Source organism: Rhodococcus sp. WAY2, assembly GCF_009859915.1.
Lineage (GTDB): Bacteria > Actinomycetota > Actinomycetes > Mycobacteriales > Mycobacteriaceae > Rhodococcus_F > Rhodococcus_F oxybenzonivorans.
In genome coordinates this window covers 2,169,106-2,186,859 of sequence record NZ_CP046572.1, presented here as the reverse complement: position 1 = coordinate 2,186,859, position 17,754 = coordinate 2,169,106, and the positions used below count along the sequence as shown (strand labels likewise).

The following is a 17,754-nucleotide window of genomic DNA, read 5'->3' as shown; positions in this document are numbered from 1 at the left end:
TCACTTGTACGCGAGTGTCCTTGCCAGGGAATAGGTTTCGGGCAGGTTGGCAGCCTCGTCGGTGGATGAACGGTCCACCCACGTTTCCAGGGCAGCTCGGAGTACTGCGATCGACACATCGACTGCCAGTCGAATCTGCAGCTCGGAACAGTCGAATCGCTTCGACACTGCGTCGACCAGAGTCGCGTTCCGCGCCACGCTCGCACGCGCCAGCACCGCACGCAGCGTCGGCTCCTTCTTAATGATCCTGTTCACCCGCAACAGTCGCTGGCAAGCGATCGACGAACTGTCCGAGTACACCGTGAGGGCCGCAGCGAAGGACGCTTCCAGCGCGAGCCTCGGTGAGACGTCGGAATCGAGCCGATCGAGCCCCGCCCCAAGGATCGCCTCGAAGGCCCAGTGATCCCGGAGCGCGGCCTCCTCCTTGGTGGCGAAGTATCGGAAGAAGGTTCGCTGAGACACTCCCGCCGCCTGCGCGATCTCACCGACCGTCGTGGCCTCGACACCCTTGCTCTCGAACAGGGTGAGTGCGGCCTCGCTGATCTCCACACTCGTCTGCACACGCCGCCGCTCACGCAGCCCGAGCGGGCCGGCAGGCAGGTCAGGCGACACGGGGAGGGTTCCAAGTCTGGTCATCAACGGCCCTCGCAATCAGTAGGGGCACTCACCGGTCATCGTTCCCATCTGGTCACCGGTTGTCAATATGGCAGCGTGTGCCATAATGACAGGGAAGGGTGGTAGTCAATGAATCTCAATATCGGTGAAATCTTCCTGTACCCGCACCATGGGTCCGTGACGGTAACGAAGCTCACGACCCGGATGTTCAACGATCTACCCACTGCATACGTGCAGTTCGAAGTCGCCCAGAATGGGCTGTCGATCGAGATCCCGGTGGCGAAAGCCGAGGCGATCGGTGTGCGCAACGCGATCAATCTCGACGAAGTCGGCCGCGTCTTCGAGATCCTGCAGGGTCCGACGATCGACGACCCGTCCAACTGGTCCAGGCGATTCAAGGCCAACCAGGAAAAGATCACCGTCGGCGGCATCTTCACGGTGAGTGAAGTAATCCGCGATCTGATGACGCGTGCGCAGGCCAAGCCGCTCTCGGCCGGAGAGAAGCGCCAGCTCGAGCACGCAATGCAGCTCGTCATCTCCGAGCTCGTCCTCGCCATGAAGACGACCCCCGAGGCCACGAGACGCCGTATCGAATCGATCTACGAAACCACCGCCGTCGCTGTCTAGTTCGGCGGTTCGTGTTTTGTAATCACCCAGCGTTTTTCATCGGCAGCAGCCCGGACAAAAGTCCGGGCTGCTGCCGTTGTCATTGAGCCGCAGTCACTTCCGCCCGCTGCGAGGGCGGAACTACCGCGACGGTGGTCGTTCAGCTACTACCGAACAAGCCGCCCAGCGACCCGGTTCCCGAGCCAGTCCCGTAGGTGATCACCACGGACGAGACGGCGTCGACACCCGCCGCAGCGATGGTCCCGTCCGGTGCGTAGGACGAACCACCTCCGCCTCCGCCACCACCGAAGTTCTCGGCGCCGCCGCCACCGCCGAACCAGCCGCCGCCGCCCCCGCCCCCGGTCTCGGATCCCGCTCCGCCGGCGCCGACGAGGCCAGCCGATCCGTCGGGGTTGTCACCACCGTTGCCGCCGACACCACCCGCATCGGCCTGACCGCCACCCCCGGCTCCTCCCCCGCCACCGGCCTGGCCCGCGGGCGCATTGGGAGCGAGGTTGCCGGATCCACCGATGTAGGTGTCGCCTGCCCCGCCGCCACCCGACGCGACGATCTGCCGACCGGCCAGCTCACCCGTTCCGGTCCGAACGTCGGACGCGCCGCCACCGCCGCCCGCACCCGTGCCACCGATGCCGCCGCCGTTGAACCCGGCCGCGCCTGTGCCGTCACCACCGTTGCCGCCGACGAGCACATACAGGGCGTCGCCGGGCGTAACGGGAAGTGCGCGCGTTGCGACAGCGCCGACGCCTCCGAGAACGGAACCGGCGTTTCCACCGCGAGCACCCGTAGCGGTCACGTCGAGGCTCGTGATGCCCTCAGGAACCGTGAAGGACTGGGCACCACCGGTGAACGTGAAGGTGCACGTCACCGCACTGCCCGCCCCCTGCACGCAACCCGCCGGCAGTGCCGGGGCGGCCACGGCGACACTGGGCGCGAGCAGCGCGGATGCGCCGACGAAGGCCATCCCGCACACCCCGCTCGCGTACCAGCGGCGCCGTGTTTTCGTGTGCTGATCTGTCATGTCAGTCGTCCCCCGTCGCAGGCTGATCTCAATCGATCGTGTCGGTTCGGAGCATCCCACAGCGTTTGCCGGTCCGCGGCGGATCGAGGGATCGAGAAAAGTCTGAACGCCCGCTAAACGGGACCCGGCTGTTCGCGACCGGTCTGCAGCGGCTATGAAGGAGTGATAGACCGATTTGGTTTCGGAACCCAAGAGCAGTTTCTAGTGCGAGGTAAAGCAGATGAATGGTGCGGCGGCCATCGGTGATGGCATCTTCCAGATACCTGTCCCTATTACGGACAACCCCCTCGGTCACACACTGGTCTACGCGATGGAATCCCCCGGTGGACTGATCCTCGTCGACGCCGGTTGGGACGACGACAACGCCTGGGCCGGGCTCACCTCCGGGCTGGAGGAGATCGGCCACTCCGTGAAGGACGTGGAGGGCGTAGTCCTCACCCACTTCCATCCCGACCACACGGGGCTGTGCGGACGGGTGCGGGAGGCGTCGGGTGCGTGGATCGCGATGCACGAGTCCGACCACGAATTGTTCGCGCACATGTCTTCGGGTCGCAGCGACGAGTGGCTGGAGTTTCAGCGGCTCAACATGGTCCGTGCCGGCGCCGGCGCGGACGAGGTAGCGGCGTTCGAGCAGGCGGCGACCACCGAGCCGCCCACGGGCCCGAGTTCGGCTCCCGACCGCGTTCTCGTCGACGACGAACTGATCGCCCTCACCGGCAGAGGGCTGCGCGCCGTCTACACCCCCGGCCACACACCCGGGCACGTCTGCTTCTATCTCGAAGACGCCGACGTCATGTTCACCGGTGACCACGTGCTGCAGAAGACGACCCCGCATGTCGGCAACTTCGTCTACCCCCTCGAGGAACGCGATGCCCTGGCCGAGTTCTTCGACTCGCTGCGCCGTGTGCAGAAGATGGAGATCACCCGCGGTCTCGGCGCCCACGGCATCCCCATCGACGATGTCGCGGGTCGCGCCGGCGAGCTGATCGAACACCATGAGGAACGACTCGACCATCTCCATCACGCGTTCGGTGACGACCAGCTCAGCGTGTGGGATGTGGCCGCACGGATGAAGTGGTACAAGCCGTGGGCCGACATCTCCCCGATGGGCAAGCACATGGCGCTGTCCGAGGGCGCCGCCCATCTGCGGCACCTGGTCGCCCGCGGCCTCGTCGCGCAGGTTCCGGGCAGCGATCCCGCCCTGTTCGTGCGCGTCTGATCCGGAGACGCAAGCGCAGGCGAATTGGCTCGCCCATCGTGTCGGGCGAGCCAATCGATGCTCCAAAGTGCGTTCTCCGTTCCGGTCCCCGACTCGTCCACGAGCGCCCATACCCGGCGACGACCACAGTGCCTAATCGGTGACCTTCGGCCCTGGAATAAGGCCCGCCGCTATCGGACCGTAGTCATGGAAGCCGACACACACCGATCGGCGCGAAACGGAGAGGACATCGTGGGACAGCATCGCGAGGGCTCATTCGCCGGTGAGTACCGCCAGGAGGGCGACGATCTTCGATACTTGCACCCGGCCGGGATGGCGCTTGCGGTGCTGTGCGGGGCGACTGTGGCAGGGTTGGTCGCTTTTCTCGGTGTCTGGCTCGCGACGCCTCTCGTCGGTGTGGGTGCGGCAGCGATTCTTGTCGGAATCCTGTGCCTTGCGGCAGCAATGTTGATGCCCCGCCGGACACGCAGGGCACACACCGGGACGCTCGGACCCCCACTGCGGTGACCATCGGCCCTCCCGCGGAGGCCAGGCGAGGACGAGGATGGGTACGGAAGGGCGCTGCGCCGATTCCGTCGGGGTGTCGGCGAGCGTGTGGGTGAGGAGCAGACCATGAATGTCGATATTCCCGGTGTTGATGTGGTGCGGCACGCGGTCGACTTGGCCTGCCGAGCGCCGTCGGTCCACAACAGCCAGCCATGGCACTGGACGCTGACCGACGATCGCCTCGAACTTCATACCGATCCGGAAAGACTCCTGAAAACAGCGGACCCCAACGGTCGGCAAATGGTGATCAGCTGCGGAGCGGCCCTCCATCATCTGCAGGTCGCTCTCACTGCGGTGCGATGGACAGCCGAGATCGTTCGCCTCCCCGAAGGCCCTCGCTCACCCCATCTCGCGACCATTCGCTTCCAGCATGATGCTCGCCCCCAATCGCACGACTTCGACCTCGCGGCCGCGATGAGGCATCGCTACTCGGATCGACGGGCGTTCGACCCCGTGAAGACCTGGGGTCCGGGCACCCTGTCCGACATGGTTCGCGGACGTGGCGCACGCTTGACCGTGCTCCCCGCCGACGCGCGTCGTACGCTGGCAGAGGCGACGGAACTTACCGCGGCTGCGCGACGCTACGACGCGATGTATCACACCGAATTGCATTGGTGGGCGGGTCATTCGATTCCGGCGGGAGGAATCCCACCGACCGCGCTGGCCACCGCGGACGAGCGAGCGCGCGTCGGCATCGGGCGCAACTTCCCCTCCGGAACCGACACACACGGAGCTGACTCGACGCAGATCGATCAGTCGACCGTGGTGGTGCTGAGCACCGGAACCGACACTCGGATGGACTGGCTGCGCTGCGGCGAAGCGCTTTCCGCTTTACTACTCGACGCAACGGTGAACAAAGTTGCCACCTGCCCGCTCACCCACGTGACCGAGGTCCCGCAGAGCCGAGCGATGATCGGAGATCTTCTCCCCGAGCCCTCTTATGCCCAGGCATTGGTTCGCCTGGGCACGGTCGTTGTCCGCGCTCCCCGGCAGACTCCCCGGCGTGAGGTGGATACCGTGCTCTCGGTGAACAGGTCTCGGCGAGAAAACAGTCGCTGAGAGATTCTGGTCGGAGACCGGTCACACTGGCAGGAGCCACCATGCGCGTAGACATTCCCATCGTCGTCGGCGTCGACGGCTCGGCCCATGCACTGGACGCGGTGCGTTGGGCGGCACACGATGCGGTGGTTCGCGGCGCTCCGTTGCTGCTGGCTTCATCCCTTGTGGTGCGGCGCGGAACCTACGGTGACGCCATCAACCTCTCGGCGGGTGCCTTCACGGATCTCGAGGACGTCGGGAAGCAACGTCTGGACAGGGCGGCGGAACTGGCGACCAAGGCGGTCGGCGACTCACCGCTGACGGTGCACACCACCATTCGGGAGGGCAGCCCAGCCGCCGTCCTTCTGGACTTGGCGAAATCGGCCCGCATGCTCGTCGTGGGATCCCGGGGGCTGGGCAGTGTCGCCGGGGGTCTGCGCGGGTCGGTGAGCACGGCGGTCGCCGGCCACTCGCCGTGCCCGGTGGTCGTGGTTCGTGGCATGCCCGACCCGGTGGACGCTGTTCTCGACGGCCCGGTAGTAGTCGGGGTCGACGGTTCGGCGCGCAGCACACCGGCAATCGGCGCGGCGTTCGAGGAAGCCGCTCTCCGCGGCTCCGATCTTGTCGCAGTGCACGCGTGGAGTGATGTCGAGTTGTCGACCGTCTTCACCACCGACGAGGCGGATTTTCACGATTTGAGCTGGCCCGCAATCGCTGTCGCGGAAGAGGCCGTACTCGCCGAAAGCCTGGCCGGCTGGCACGAGTCGTACCCGCACGTCACTGTCCGGAAGGTGGTCGTCCGGGATCGGCCGATCGACCACCTCGTCGAACTGTCCCGACAGGCGCAGCTCGTCGTCACCGGCAGTCGCGGACGTGGCGGCTTCACCTCCCTGCTCCTCGGGTCGACCAGCCGGGCGGTGCTCCATTCCGCGCGATACCCGGTGATGATCGTCCGTGACTGACCCGGGAATTGCGCGTGTGCCGACGCCACGGGTGGGAAAAGCCCGGACGACCACCAGCTCAGACGTCCGGTAGCGGGGCCGCCCACGTCAATCGAGTCCCGCCCGTGTCCCGGGGTACAACCGTGAAAGTTCCACCGGCCTGCTCGGCTCGAGCGGCGAGATTGTGCAAACCGCTACGTGCCACTGTCGGTGGGAGGCCGATGCCGTCGTCGAGGACGTCGACGGTGAGGTCGTCACCGACCGAGACGGTGACAGTGACCGCGCGGGCTCGCGCATGGTGCACGACGTTGCTGAGCGCCTCCCGCACTACCGCTTCGGCATGGTCGGCGAGAGGACCGGTCACCACGTTCAGCGGCCCGGCCATCCGGACCGTGGTGCGCAGGCCACTGTTTTCGGTCTGCTCGGCAACGACGGTGTTGAGTACGTGCCGCAGCTGTCGGGAGTTCTGATCGATTCCGCGGTGCAGATCGAAGATCGTCGTCCGGACGTCGGTGATGATCTGCTGCACGTCGTCGATCATGTCCTCGAGTCGTGCGCGAATCTCGGGCGCCCGGGTGCGTGCCTGGGTGCTCTGCAAATTCAAACCGTGGGCGAACAGACGCTGGATGACGTGGTCGTGAAGGTCCCTCGCGATCCGGTCACGGTCCGAGATCAGCGACATGTCGGCCAGCTGCCGTTGATCATCAGCCAGCTTGAGCGCCAAGGCAGCCTGATCGGCGAACTCGGCGGCCAACGATTGTTGCCGATCGTCGAACGAATCCGCCCCGAGTTCTCGGATGATCGCCAGCACCCCGGTTATCGTGTCGACGGATACCCGCAGTGGCAGTAGGAGCGCAGTGCCGTAGCTCTTGCATTCCGTGATCTGCGGAACGCGCATCTGCTCTCCGGTGCGAAACGCTCGTCCTATGTCGGAGCAGTCGACGGGAATCTGCCGGCCGTGGAAGGCGGCGGTGGCGTCTCCGGCGTATGCAGTGACCGTCAGCGTGGTGACTTCCGCCGTCTCGACATCGGGATCGTCGGGCTGGGCGATCAGTACGTGGTCGGCGCCGGCGAGTGTGCGCGCTCGCTGGGCGATGAGGTCGAGGACTTCCCCGGTATCGGTGGCCGCGAGCAGCTCCCCGCGAATTTCACTGGTCGCGTGCTGCCACCGCTGTCGCAGCCGGGCATCCTCGAATAGTCGAGCATTGTCGACGGCGATACCCGCTGCGGCGGCGAGTGCTTGGACAACGACCTCGTCGTCCTCGGTGAAGGACTGCCCACCTGCCTTTTCGGTGAGGTAAAGATTTCCGAAGACCTCCCCGCGCACTCGCACCGGTACGCCCAGGAATGTGCGCATCGGCGGGTGGTAGGCAGGGAATCCGGAGGACGCCGTGTGTGCGGCGATGCTGTCGAGACGGATGGGCTTCGGCTGCTCGATCAACAACCCCAGCAACCCGTGGCCGGTCGGGAGTTCACCGATCAATTCCCGGGTGTGCTCGTCGATACCCTCGTAGACGAATTCCTGCAGGCGGTCCCGAGAAGGATTGAGCACTCCGAGGGCGCCGTACCGGCAGTCGACCAACTCGATTGCCGCGTGCACGATCCGTTTGAGGGTCGCATTCAATTCCAGTCCGGACGCGACGGTGAGCACCGCTTCGAGCAGAGCGTCGATCTGGTCGCGGGAGTCCATCACCTGGCCGATGCGGTCCTGAACCTCGACCAGCAGCTCTCGCAGCCGCAATTGCGACAATGCACCTGTCAGTAACGGTTCCTCGTCGGCGGTCATCGTTCGCTCTCCTACTTGCCAAGTATCGACACTCATCCATCACACCACGCCCACCGAATCCGGCAGGGCGGTTCTCCCGATCGATCAGGACAGTGACGACTTTGTCCTCTGTTGCACCCCTAGGACGGGGCCCGATGCTGGTGGGGTCGGTACTCTCCCCGCGGAAGAAGCAGTCATGTATCAGGAAAAGCCACCCGTGGTGACCGCGCGATCGGACGGTCCGCTCCCCACTGCCGAATGCCGAAAGTTGCTGCGCTCGGTTCCGACCGGCCGGCTTGTCTACACCGAGGACGCCCTGCCCGCGGTGCGGCCGGTCACGTTCGCCGCCCTCGACGGCGATCTCGTCATCCCCACCGGCAACAACCCGTGGTTCGACCGCTTCGACCGGGTTGTGCTCGCATTCGAGGCGGGGACCATCGACCCGGCCACCCGCACCGGCTGGAGTGTTCTGGCAATGGGCAGGTCACGGCTACTGTCCGGCACCGACGGGTTGATCGGGTTCGCCGATCCGGCCCGCATACCGTGGAGCAGCTCGCGTGACGACCGCTACCTCGTGATCGACATCGAACAGATCAGCGGGCACCGCACCACGCTGCTCCGCCCGGCAGGTGATCTCCGCTGACACCCATCGCGATGATTTTCGAGACAGCAATTGCGCGTCCGCCTCATCACGTACCCTGTCAGGCAGGGCGCTGACCACCGGAAATGGAGTTCTGAGCCGCATGATCACAGTCTTCCTCGTCGATGATCACGAGGTCGTGCGCCGGGGTATCGCGAATCTGCTCTCCACCGATCCGGAACTGAGCATCATCGGCGAGGCCGGAAACTGCGCCGAGGCTCTTGCACGAATTCCCGCAGTACAACCCGACGTCGCCGTCCTCGACGTGCGGCTGCCCGACGGCAACGGCATCGAACTGTGCCGCGACCTCCTCTCCCAGCTGCCCGACCTGCGGTGCTTGATGTTGACCTCCTTCGCGGACGAACAGGCCATGCTCGACGCCATCCTTGCCGGTGCCAGCGGATACGCCCTCAAAGACATCCGCGGCACCGAACTGGCCCACGCCGTCCGCGAAATCGGTGCCGGGAAGTCGCTGCTCGACAACCGCGCGGCCGCCGCCCTGATGGAAAAACTGCGGGCAAAACCCAGCGTCGAAGAAGGACTGGTCGCCGGACTGACCAATCAGGAACGCACACTCCTGACCCTTCTGGGCGAAGGATTGACCAACCGGCAGATCGCGGAGCGCATGTTCCTCGCGGAGAAGACCGTGAAGAATTACGTCTCCCGGTTGTTGAGCAAGCTCGGCGTCGAACGCCGCACTCAGGCCGCCGTCATCGCCACCAAACTTCCGCGCACCCGCACCAAGCCGCGTTGACGTCGCATCATCCCAGTCCCGGCTGCGGCGGGAGCCAGCTAACCTTCCTCGTCGATCACCTGGAATTGTTCGTGCAGGGCTGCGGCGAGGTCGTCGATCTCGGGTACCACATCGGGGTCGGCGATGATCGTGACCGTGAGTGTGCCGGCATACGACAGTGCCGCGAACGCGACACCGACATTTCCCGCAGTGACGGTAATCGGCACCATCGACGCGATCGGAAGCCCGGCGATGGCCAGTGGGGACGGCGGCCCTGGCAGGTTGGACAAGAACGAGTTGACGAGCCGTTGACGGTCGACGAACCACCGAAACAGCTTCACAGCTGCCAGAAACCGGAAAAGGGGCCCGATCAGTGCCGCTGACGTACCACGGGTTCTCCTTTTCTGGACACGGGTAATGCCTGAAATGGCGGTTAACCGCTCCGCCGAACCTCCCGCCAGCGGTACCCGGACCGGCATCACCCCCACCTGATTCCCGAGGTGCCCGCTCGTTGTCGACCGTCGGGCAGAGACCGGTACCGAGACCACAAGCTCCTGCGGAAACTCGCCCCGTCGGTGCAGGAGTACGGCGAGGGCACCCGTGATCGCGGCAAGGAGGACATCGTTGACGGTTGCCCCGGAACTCCGCCCTGCTTCCCGAAGAGTGCGGAGGTCGGTCTCCACCGTCGTCACCCTGCGGCGCGGCCCGGTTGGCACATTCAGGGAACAGCGGGGTGCGGGGCGACCGATACTGTGCCCGAGCTCATTCCAGCCTCCGCGCACGCCTGCCACGGCTCCCGGGAATCGCCGCAGCGCGCGGAGGCGTTCGACGGCGCAGTCGGCGAGAAGCTCCATCGGCCGTGGTGGCGGGGACGAAGTGGGGATCTCGTCCACCGATCCCGCCGCGGCCATGCCATCGACCAGATGCGCCAAGATCGCCAGGCCACCGATTCCGTCGGCGAGAACATGGTGCAGCACCATCACCAGGCCGACGGATCCGCAATCGCCTGCAAGGTCCGTGATGATGATCGCTCTCCACAGCGGCCGTGAGCGAGGCAGCGGCTGAATGACTGCGTCCACCGCGATCGCCAGAGCGGTGTCGCGGTCGCCTGGAACCGGGCAGCGCACCCGTGCGAAATGGGCACCGACGTCATAGTGTTCGTCGTCGGCCCAGTACGGCCGGCCCAGGCCCGGTGGCGGGTCGACCAGGCATTGCCGCAACCGGCGAATCCCGCTGATCCGCTTCGTGAGGGTGGCCTCGATAGTCGCCGAATCCACTGTCCCGTCACCGGCTGTCCCATCACCGACGAGGAAGAGTACGGCACCGACATTCATGGGCACCGGCCCGACGTCTGAGGCGAGTTCCGTCAGGTCGCTCGGGCCTAGGCGCTCAATTCTGCGCTGTTCCGCCATGATCCGAGGATGCCAGACATGTTCCCTCCGCATGCAGGCTTGCACAGTTGCACCCAACGCGACGTGCGGCTGTGGCGTCAGCGGAAGTGGGCGTCGGTGATCTCGGCGCGAAAGAATTCGCCGGTCGACGCGTCGCCGGTGTCCCATCCCGCGCGCAGGCGCGCCGGGATGGTGATACCGGCGAATGTGCGCTCGGACTCAACGGCCACGGTGAACTGATAGCGGCCGAACCCCTGCCCTTCGGGATTGCCCCACCGCTGCATCCGCACACCGCGCAGGGTGCCGTCGTCGGCAATGTTCAGGTGCACGGTTTCCTCGCGACCAGCCACGGTCCACGTCGCCGAGACATCGTTCCTGTCGCCGGTCCAGCGTGCCAGGGGAAATGCGGTCGGCACGAAGATACTCTCCCCGGCGAGGCGTCCGGCCGCACTGGCGGTGACATCACGACCACGGGCGGACATCACGGGGATCAGTCCGCCGAGTCGCCACCGCATCTCACCGCTACCGCTGGTGAAACGGTCGTAACCCATAATCGGCAAACCCCCAACCTTCGCCGTAGCGGCCCAGATAAACCCTTCCCCCGGGGCGATGAGCTGGGTGGCGGTAAAGTGCCGCCACTCTCCGAGCCGGATCTGTCCACGCATCTCGAGTTGTACCGCCCGAGCAAGCGGCGAGTTCTCGGCGACGGCACGGACGATCCACCGGCGGGCCACGAGTGGAAGATCCTCGGCGAGTGTGGCATGAAACTGTTCCCCGGTCCCATACACATTCGCCAAGCTCGTCCACTGCCCCCTCACGTGGCGGGCGGCCCGAGGAACGGACAACGGCTCAGACATTCAATGCCCCTCCATACGGGTGGTGATCGTCCTTGTGGGCGGTGTCATCTCCAACCGCACGCCGAGGAGGCGCACTTCGCGGTCGTGGTCGAACCGGTCGACCAGGGCCGCGGCGGCGTCGCAGATGATGTCGACGTCGAACGTCGGTTCCGGCAGCGCCTTGCTGGTGGTGCGGGTGATGAACGGCGCGTAGCGCACCTTCAACGCGACGCGCACGGCCGGACGATTCTCTGCCACAATGTCTTCCCGCACCCGCACGGCGAGACGGCGAATCTCCTCTGTGACGGCGGACCAGTCGGCGAGGTTCTGCTGAAAAGTCGTCTCACGACTGTGGGAGCGGGCAACCCATGGGTCGGCGGTCACAGGGGAACGGTCGATGCCGCGGCCGATCCTGCCGTACCACGGTCCCATGGTCGGTCCGAACGTTGCTGCGAGGTCCTCATCCGCGGCCGCCGCCAACTCGCTCACCGTGTTCAATCCCAGGGCGGCAAGCTTTTTCGCGGTCTTGCTGCCGATCCCCCACAGCGAGCGGGTGTCCCGCTCCCCCATGACGTCGAACCAGTTCGCACCCGTCAGACGGAAGATGCCCTGCGGCTTCCCGAATCCGGTCGCGATCTTGGCACGTAACTTGTTGTCGCCGATCCCCACTGAGCAATGCAGTCCGGTCGCCTCGAGCACCGCCGCCTGAATGGCGCGGGCGAACCCTTCGGGATCCTCGGTTTCCACACCGAGAAATGCCTCGTCCCAGCCCATCACCTCCACCACGGCGTCCATCTTCCGCAACGTATCCATCACCACCGCGGATACCTCGGTGTAGGCCTCGGCGTCGACGGGCAGGAACACGGCGTCGGGGATCTTGCGGGCCGCGGTCCGCAACGGCATCCCGGACCCCACCCCGAACTCGCGGGCCTCATACGACGCCGTCGACACCACTCCGCGTTCGGTGGGGTCGCCGCGTCCACCGACCACCACGGGCTTGCCCCGCAGCTCGGGCCGGCGCAGCACCTCCACCGCCGCGATGAACTGGTCGAGATCGACATGCAGCACCCACCTGCGGTGCGGCGGCGTGGTCATGGAATCAGTGTGCCGGAATCGACCGAGCCTGCACCTCGAAACGCGACGCGGAAGCTACTGGACGGTGTCGCGATAAGCTTTGCCTCGATCCCCCCGCACAGGCGACATGTGGCAGGGCACCCACGGGCGTTAGTCGAGCGAAGGGATGCCGTGCATGTCGAGTTGGCCGGAAAATAGCGGCATGAGAACCCTCGCAGTAAGCGTCCTGTGCATGATCACTGCAGTGCTGACAGTTGGCTGCTCCGATAACACGCCGACGCCACCCGGAGGAGGGGTCGCGCCCGAGTCACTCGTACGGGCGGCGGCGAACGACGCATTTGTCGCAGAGGTGCTCACGGTGTCAGTAGGGGCCGAGAGTGCGGATGCGCGTTGGGCAGGCGAAGGCCGCATCGCCCTATCCGAGGGTCGATTCCGGTTCGAGGTCGGTGAGACGCAGCCCCACGCGGAGTTCGAGATCGGGACGGTGATCGGGCTTGGTGGGGAGGGCGCAGAAAACACGGTGAGCGAGACTGTCGGTGGATCCATCGGTGCCGCCGGGCAGCGCTGTTGGATGAACCCCCACGCGCCGGTTGGCTACTTCACCGACACCATAAGTGTCGAAGAAGCGCTGCGGGTCACTGGAGCAGTCGTCGAGAGCCTGCGCGGCGAAATCAAACAGGCCCGAATGATCGATCCAGCACTCGATACCTTCGAGGTCGAACTCACGCCCTCGGCCACACAGCCGGAAGATGAGTTCGTGGACACACCGGACCGGGTCTGGGGAGATCGTTGGATTCTTGGGCGACTGGGTGGCCCCATTGCCGTCGAGCTCACCGACGAGGGTGCGCTACGTTCACTCGACGTCGAGTTCGGACCCTACGAACCCTATTCCTTATTGGGGCAGCAGCATTCGGTCGACCACGTACGTATCAGCACCAGGTTCTCGCCAGCCGACACTGCACTCGCCCTCGATCCACCGGACTGCCAAGCGATCGAGTGATCGATTTCGCAGAAGTCAGCGATCAACGACGCCAGACTGGCAGGATCACTCCGTCACGAGGCGGGTTCCAGGTCCCCCTCGTTGTCTGAGCCGCCACCTCACATCGACAACACCATGCGCGCGAGGAGTCGACCCCACTCCGGGTCGCTGGTGTCGTGCACGCCGTAACCTTCACCGATCGCACCGGTGAGCTTGAGGAATTCGATGGTGGGCCGAGCGATCCAGTAGGCCTCCAGACCCTCGACCACGGTTTTGTCGCTCGCCCGCCACCCGAGGGCCGCGAGTCCCTCGGCGACCACGCTCTGGCGTTCCTTCGGTGACGCACCGGCGGCGAGGGCGAGGAGCACCAGGTATCCGGCCTCCCGCTCCACCCGGTCGGCGCCGAGTGGCAGCCTGTTGAGGAGGTGGCTCCACATTCCGCGCGCGTTGCCCGCAAACTCGGCCCCCAACTTGGTCTGCACCAGCTTGCCCTTGTACTTGCGCGCCAGCCCGAGTGTCTTCGTGTACATGTGCAGCAGGTGCACCGGCCGCTGGTCGTTTTCGCGGTTATTAGTCGACGGCCAGCCGTCGAATCCCGGTAGTTCCCGGGCCTCGGCCACCACGGCCGGCGGAAGGTGACCGGCCTTCGTCAGGGTGATGCCGTCGGGTCCGATGCGCTGCAGGAACCAGCGCAGGTGCAGTGTCACCGCCTCCTGCGCGACCAGGTAGTCACCCGATCGTTGAGTCAGGTGGGCACGTTCGAGCATCGAATAGACCTGCGGCGCAGCGCGGGGCGGCATGTGGCGGAGCAACTCGGCGAATGCCGAGTCCGACACCGGACCGTGCGCCCGGACCGCCTCATGTCCTCCCAGACTCGCATTGACGACTGCGGGGTCGAAAGACTCGGGCGAGAATCCCGAACCCACCCACTCGCTCGCGTCGTGGTGCTCGGGATGACTCGGGTCGGCCAGCACCCTCAACAGATTGGCGTATCCACCGGGACCGCCCGAATTCTCGGGAGGGCACGCCCGGGCACCGGCGAGGCACTGCGTTTTCGGCTCAGGATCGCCGGCCCTGATCTGCTCCAGGACAATCGTATGGTCCCAGCCGTCCCCGAAGTCGTAGGCATACGACAACTGGTCGCCCGGCTGCACCAGCACCTGGTCCAGCCGGATGTCGTCCTCACACAACTCGTCGTCCTCGTCGGCGAAACCCTCGTCGATGCTCTCCTGCATCTCGTACCGCTCGGATGCGGGCGGCTCCCCACCGACCCACACGTGCAGGTGGCTGTCGTACCACCCCATCACCGTCTGCAGCACCGGATGCAGCTGGTTGAGCCGCAGATTCGACGGGACGACGAACTGCCGCCAGATGGTGGGCGACACGTCGTCGAGCTCGATGCGCAGCTGGTAGCTCACGACGTCGAGTCGTCCCGAGCGCTGCGAAGGCCGGTCGATGACCGGTTGGTCGGGAACGACGGAGAGGTGTCTGCGTGAGCCCGAAGCTGCCATGGGGTCATGGTAGGGCCAGCTCCGGACAGCCGCGACAACGCTGGCGAGTCCAATCCGGCATCTGGGACACCGAGGCGTGTGACGATGGTGAAGTTCGTCGGCATCCCGGGACCGTGTGGAGAGCGAAATGGAAGTTCGGAAAGTCGTGGACCTTCGGCAGGACGATGCCGGGGCGCCGCGCGTCTTCGGTGAGCCCTATGAGACGGCGGACGGTTCCACGGTCATCACCGTCGCGCGGGTTCACCGCGGGTTTCGCCTCGGCAAGCCGAGCGGACGAGAGACCAGGCGGGGCGGTGATCTCACGGCGTCACCGGTCGGGGTGTTCGTCATCCACGCCGGCCGGGTGTGGTGGCAGCCGGCCGTCGATTCCACGCGCATCGCGCTACTCGGTGAGTTCATCGGGTTGGCGTCGGCGGTGATCGCCACGTTGGCCGTTTTGCGCCGTCCGCCGTGGCCCGATCTACGGCGACGGTGAGTAACTGACCGGCATGCGCAGGCAGATCACTTGGCGGTTACTTTGCGCGGTCGCCCACGACGTGCCGGCTTGGCCGGGACCTCAGTCTCCGATTCCGATGGCGTCTCCTCGACCTCCTCGTTACCGGACGGGCCATCGCGCCAACTTATTTCGATCTCCAACTCGATCTGGTCACCTTCGACCTCGATCTCCAGCTCCCAGCGAACCTGGTCGGCAACATCGATGGTGATCGAGTCGCCACCCGATCCCAGCTCCACCTCGGAGCCACTCGCGAGGGCCTGTCCGAGCGCGATTAGCCTGTCGGACACCTCCTTCCGGGTGAGCTCGGACGTCCGCTTGATCTCCAACTTGGGCACGACGACTCCTGACCTCGGCACAGTGTGTTCTCACCGTAACTGTCGGGGCGAGTCGACGTTGCTCGAACGGCCGCCACCGGGACCGAATGGGTCGAGCCGAGTGGCCGGCTCGCCGCGGCGAAGTCGGTGGGTGCGCTTTCTTCGATCCGCCTCGGTCAAGCCACCCCACACGCCGTAGGTTTCACCCGCCGCCAGAGCGTGCTCGCGGCACGGCGCGAGCACGGGGCAGGGCCTGCAGATCTGCCGAGCCTTCGCTTCGCGCAGGACGCGAGCCGAACCGCGTTCGCCGTCGGGCGAATAGAACACCGCCGGATCGGCGCCACGGCACGCCGCACGCAGCTGCCAGTCACCGGGAACGAGGGTGACGGTCTCCTCACGCGTGGCGGAACTGATCAACGAAAGGCCTCGTCCGGGAACTACTGAGGTGTCGGTAGGCACGAGAAGTCCTTTCTGCTGTGTCGGCGGTGCAGTCGTTGCAGGCGGCAACCGGCGGGTGGTCTGCCCGTGGCCGCCGACGTTGCCCGTCGTCACTTCAGACTCCCCGAACGGCGGGACAGTGAACACAGGAGCTTCCCCTAGTCCTGCCTAGGCACCAAGCCGGTCCAAGGGAGACAGATACAGCTAATTGCCGGGGCCTGTGTGACGACCTCGCGGATGGCGCCGACTACCAGCGCTCTCCGCCAACAGCTCCATTGGCCGCGAAGGGACTGCTGGCGCTAGCGTGAAAGGTATGTCGGCGCCCCAGACTCTCGCAGCTCGGTACGAGCTGCGCGCAGTGCTGGGCCGAGGCGGGATGGCCGATGTCCACGACGGCTGGGACCTGCGGCTCGGGCGGCCGGTCGCCGTCAAGGTGCTGCGTCCCGAGTACGCGTCCATTCCCGATATCCGGCGACGGTTCGAGGTGGAGGCCCGGGTGGCCGCCACGTTGAACCACCCGAACGTGGTGGCCGTTCACGACTGCGGCGAGGACGGCGGTGTTCCGTACATCGTGATGGAACGCCTCCCCGGCCGCACCCTCGCCGACGACATCGCCCGCGGACCACTTCCGGAGGCCCGAGCACGCGCGATTCTCGCCGACATACTCGCCGCCGTCGGCGCTGCCCACGACTGCGGGATTTTGCACCGCGACATCAAACCGGCCAATGTGCTGTTCAGTAGCACTGGTGTCGTGAAGGTCGCCGACTTCGGCATCGCGAAGAGTGCAGACAGTGGCCACACCACGACGGGTCAGGTGCTGGGCACCGTCGCGTACCTGAGCCCGAGTCGCATCGCGGAGAAACCGGCGACGGTCGCCGACGACCTCTATGCGGTCGGTGTTGTCGGATACGAGGCTCTCGCAGGACGCCGCCCGTTCGCCGGCGAGAACATTCTGTCGTTGGCCCGCGCGATCCTGGCAGGCGGCGCTCCCCCGCTGACCGAAATGCGACCCGACGTCGACCCCGAGTTGGCGTCCACCGTCGAGAAGGCGATGGCGCACGATCCTGCGCACCGATTCGGCGACGCCGCGGCCATGCGCAACGCGATTCTGGGCAATGCGGGGCGGGTCACGGCACCCCCTCCGATGGGTGCGCCACCTCGAACCATGGCGTTCGCGCCCGCCACTCTGTCCGCGGCCCCACTCCCCCCGACCGATCCCCGGCGGCCACGCAAGACGGGGCTGATCCTGGCAGCGATCGCCGCTGTCGTGGTAGCAGTGATCGTGGGCGCCCTGGCGATCGCCTCGCGCGATAACGACGGTGGCGGAAGTCCCGCTGTGGCACCGGCAACGTCGAGTCAGGCTCCTACACCCATGCCGACGCCCACCGGCACCGAAGAACTTCCGGTTGCACCACCTGTGTCGGTCGGCGTTCCCGTTCCTGTCCCACCGGTACAGAACCCCGAACCGCCGAACCCGAACGGCAACAGTGGGAATGGGAATGGAAACAACGGCGGGAACGGAAATAACAAGGACAAGGAGAAGGAGAAGGAAAACGGGCGCGGCGGAAACTGA

Annotated in this window: 18 protein-coding genes and 1 pseudogene; 10 read left to right on the top strand and 9 right to left on the bottom strand. The window is 65.9% G+C overall.

Features of this window, described 5'->3' with window-relative positions; all coding sequences use genetic code 11:
* Entirely contained in the window at positions 1 to 636 is a 636-nt protein-coding gene (locus GFS60_RS10185; protein WP_201453544.1) for a TetR family transcriptional regulator, read from the bottom strand.
* A 156-nt stretch (positions 637 to 792) separates the two neighbouring features.
* On the opposite strand from GFS60_RS10185, the gene GFS60_RS10180 reads away from it, so the two are divergent.
* Positions 793 to 1,242, top strand: a complete 450-nt coding sequence (locus GFS60_RS10180; protein WP_236603428.1) for a CarD family transcriptional regulator — start codon at positions 793 to 795, stop codon at positions 1,240 to 1,242.
* A 139-nt stretch (positions 1,243 to 1,381) separates the two neighbouring features.
* Here the strand turns inward: GFS60_RS10180 and GFS60_RS10175 are convergent, their stop codons facing one another.
* Complete coding sequence (locus GFS60_RS10175; protein ID WP_159927036.1) at positions 1,382 to 2,203, bottom strand: glycine-rich protein; 822 nt, start codon at positions 2,201 to 2,203, stop codon at positions 1,382 to 1,384.
* Positions 2,204 to 2,480: 277 nt separating this feature from the next.
* Here GFS60_RS10175 and GFS60_RS10170 point away from each other — a divergent pair, with 277 nt between their 5' ends.
* From GFS60_RS10170 to GFS60_RS10155, 4 genes are all read left to right on the top strand, one after another.
* Entirely contained in the window at positions 2,481 to 3,479 is a 999-nt protein-coding gene (locus tag GFS60_RS10170; RefSeq protein ID WP_159920930.1) for an MBL fold metallo-hydrolase, read from the top strand.
* 231 nt (positions 3,480 to 3,710) lie between these two features.
* Positions 3,711 to 3,986, top strand: coding sequence for a hypothetical protein (locus GFS60_RS10165; RefSeq protein ID WP_308202135.1), 276 nt, complete (start codon positions 3,711 to 3,713; stop codon positions 3,984 to 3,986).
* Positions 3,987 to 4,091: 105 nt separating this feature from the next.
* The gene (locus tag GFS60_RS10160) at positions 4,092 to 5,084 is read left to right on the top strand and encodes an Acg family FMN-binding oxidoreductase (protein ID WP_159920926.1); all 993 of its coding nucleotides are present in this window, start codon (positions 4,092 to 4,094) and stop codon (positions 5,082 to 5,084) included.
* 41 nt (positions 5,085 to 5,125) lie between these two features.
* Entirely contained in the window at positions 5,126 to 6,025 is a 900-nt protein-coding gene (locus GFS60_RS10155; protein ID WP_159920924.1) for a universal stress protein, read from the top strand.
* A gap of 58 nt (positions 6,026 to 6,083) precedes the next feature.
* Here the strand turns inward: GFS60_RS10155 and GFS60_RS10150 are convergent, their stop codons facing one another.
* Positions 6,084 to 7,790, bottom strand: a complete 1,707-nt coding sequence (locus GFS60_RS10150; RefSeq protein ID WP_159920922.1) for a sensor histidine kinase — start codon at positions 7,788 to 7,790, stop codon at positions 6,084 to 6,086.
* Positions 7,791 to 7,965: 175 nt separating this feature from the next.
* On the opposite strand from GFS60_RS10150, the gene GFS60_RS10145 reads away from it, so the two are divergent.
* Positions 7,966 to 8,412 carry a pyridoxamine 5'-phosphate oxidase family protein gene (locus tag GFS60_RS10145; RefSeq protein ID WP_159920920.1) on the top strand — a complete coding sequence of 149 codons (447 nt, stop codon included), beginning with the start codon at positions 7,966 to 7,968 and terminating at the stop codon, positions 8,410 to 8,412.
* Positions 8,413 to 8,512: 100 nt separating this feature from the next.
* Positions 8,513 to 9,163, top strand: a complete 651-nt coding sequence (locus tag GFS60_RS10140; RefSeq protein ID WP_159920918.1) for a response regulator transcription factor — start codon at positions 8,513 to 8,515, stop codon at positions 9,161 to 9,163.
* A 38-nt stretch (positions 9,164 to 9,201) separates the two neighbouring features.
* On the opposite strand, the gene GFS60_RS10135 is transcribed toward GFS60_RS10140, so the two are convergent.
* The 3 genes from GFS60_RS10135 to GFS60_RS10125 all read right to left on the bottom strand — a co-directional run bounded on the left by GFS60_RS10135 (position 9,202) and on the right by GFS60_RS10125 (position 12,464).
* On the bottom strand, positions 9,202 to 10,554 hold the full coding sequence (locus GFS60_RS10135; protein WP_159920916.1) for a wax ester/triacylglycerol synthase domain-containing protein: 1,353 nt from the start codon (positions 10,552 to 10,554) through the stop codon (positions 9,202 to 9,204).
* A gap of 77 nt (positions 10,555 to 10,631) precedes the next feature.
* A complete protein-coding gene (locus GFS60_RS10130) occupies positions 10,632 to 11,390 on the bottom strand; it encodes a DUF6920 family protein (protein WP_236603427.1) in 759 nt (252 codons plus the stop codon).
* Complete coding sequence (locus GFS60_RS10125) at positions 11,391 to 12,464, bottom strand: DNA polymerase IV (protein WP_159920914.1); 1,074 nt, start codon at positions 12,462 to 12,464, stop codon at positions 11,391 to 11,393.
* Positions 12,465 to 12,801: 337 nt separating this feature from the next.
* On the opposite strand from GFS60_RS10125, the gene GFS60_RS10120 reads away from it, so the two are divergent.
* A complete protein-coding gene (locus tag GFS60_RS10120; RefSeq protein ID WP_159920912.1) occupies positions 12,802 to 13,443 on the top strand; it encodes a hypothetical protein in 642 nt (213 codons plus the stop codon).
* A 98-nt stretch (positions 13,444 to 13,541) separates the two neighbouring features.
* Here the strand turns inward: GFS60_RS10120 and GFS60_RS10115 are convergent, their stop codons facing one another.
* On the bottom strand, positions 13,542 to 14,933 hold the full coding sequence (locus GFS60_RS10115; protein ID WP_159920910.1) for a plasmid pRiA4b ORF-3 family protein: 1,392 nt from the start codon (positions 14,931 to 14,933) through the stop codon (positions 13,542 to 13,544).
* A gap of 127 nt (positions 14,934 to 15,060) precedes the next feature.
* Here GFS60_RS10115 and GFS60_RS10110 point away from each other — a divergent pair, with 127 nt between their 5' ends.
* Positions 15,061 to 15,408: a hypothetical protein gene (locus tag GFS60_RS10110; RefSeq protein ID WP_159920908.1), complete on the top strand. Its 348-nt coding sequence runs from the start codon at positions 15,061 to 15,063 to the stop codon at positions 15,406 to 15,408.
* A gap of 26 nt (positions 15,409 to 15,434) precedes the next feature.
* On the opposite strand, the gene GFS60_RS10105 is transcribed toward GFS60_RS10110, so the two are convergent.
* Positions 15,435 to 15,764, bottom strand: a complete 330-nt coding sequence (locus GFS60_RS10105; protein ID WP_159920906.1) for an amphi-Trp domain-containing protein — start codon at positions 15,762 to 15,764, stop codon at positions 15,435 to 15,437.
* A gap of 111 nt (positions 15,765 to 15,875) precedes the next feature.
* A pseudogene (locus tag GFS60_RS10100) lies at positions 15,876 to 16,160 on the bottom strand (WhiB family transcriptional regulator); the annotation flags it as partial.
* Between the two features lie 334 nt (positions 16,161 to 16,494).
* On the opposite strand from GFS60_RS10100, the gene GFS60_RS10095 reads away from it, so the two are divergent.
* The gene (locus GFS60_RS10095) at positions 16,495 to 17,754 is read left to right on the top strand and encodes a protein kinase domain-containing protein (RefSeq protein WP_159920904.1); all 1,260 of its coding nucleotides are present in this window, start codon (positions 16,495 to 16,497) and stop codon (positions 17,752 to 17,754) included.

What these genes read in the sequence shown, in the direction of transcription:
- GFS60_RS10185 (WP_201453544.1), bottom strand. Translation starts at nt 636, where the DNA reads ATGACCAGACTTGGAACCCTCCCCGTGTCGCCTGACCTGCCTGCCGGC.
- GFS60_RS10175 (WP_159927036.1), bottom strand. Translation starts at nt 2,203, where the DNA reads ATGGCCTTCGTCGGCGCATCCGCGCTGCTCGCGCCCAGTGTCGCCGTG.
- GFS60_RS10170 (WP_159920930.1), top strand. Translation starts at nt 2,481, where the DNA reads ATGAATGGTGCGGCGGCCATCGGTGATGGCATCTTCCAGATACCTGTC.
- GFS60_RS10160 (WP_159920926.1), top strand. Translation starts at nt 4,092, where the DNA reads ATGAATGTCGATATTCCCGGTGTTGATGTGGTGCGGCACGCGGTCGAC.
- GFS60_RS10155 (WP_159920924.1), top strand. Translation starts at nt 5,126, where the DNA reads ATGCGCGTAGACATTCCCATCGTCGTCGGCGTCGACGGCTCGGCCCAT.
- GFS60_RS10150 (WP_159920922.1), bottom strand. Translation starts at nt 7,790, where the DNA reads ATGACCGCCGACGAGGAACCGTTACTGACAGGTGCATTGTCGCAATTG.
- GFS60_RS10145 (WP_159920920.1), top strand. Translation starts at nt 7,966, where the DNA reads ATGTATCAGGAAAAGCCACCCGTGGTGACCGCGCGATCGGACGGTCCG.
- GFS60_RS10140 (WP_159920918.1), top strand. Translation starts at nt 8,513, where the DNA reads ATGATCACAGTCTTCCTCGTCGATGATCACGAGGTCGTGCGCCGGGGT.
- GFS60_RS10135 (WP_159920916.1), bottom strand. Translation starts at nt 10,554, where the DNA reads ATGGCGGAACAGCGCAGAATTGAGCGCCTAGGCCCGAGCGACCTGACG.
- GFS60_RS10130 (WP_236603427.1), bottom strand. Translation starts at nt 11,390, where the DNA reads ATGTCTGAGCCGTTGTCCGTTCCTCGGGCCGCCCGCCACGTGAGGGGG.
- GFS60_RS10125 (WP_159920914.1), bottom strand. Translation starts at nt 12,464, where the DNA reads ATGACCACGCCGCCGCACCGCAGGTGGGTGCTGCATGTCGATCTCGAC.
- GFS60_RS10115 (WP_159920910.1), bottom strand. Translation starts at nt 14,933, where the DNA reads ATGGCAGCTTCGGGCTCACGCAGACACCTCTCCGTCGTTCCCGACCAA.
- GFS60_RS10110 (WP_159920908.1), top strand. Translation starts at nt 15,061, where the DNA reads ATGGAAGTTCGGAAAGTCGTGGACCTTCGGCAGGACGATGCCGGGGCG.
- GFS60_RS10095 (WP_159920904.1), top strand. Translation starts at nt 16,495, where the DNA reads ATGTCGGCGCCCCAGACTCTCGCAGCTCGGTACGAGCTGCGCGCAGTG.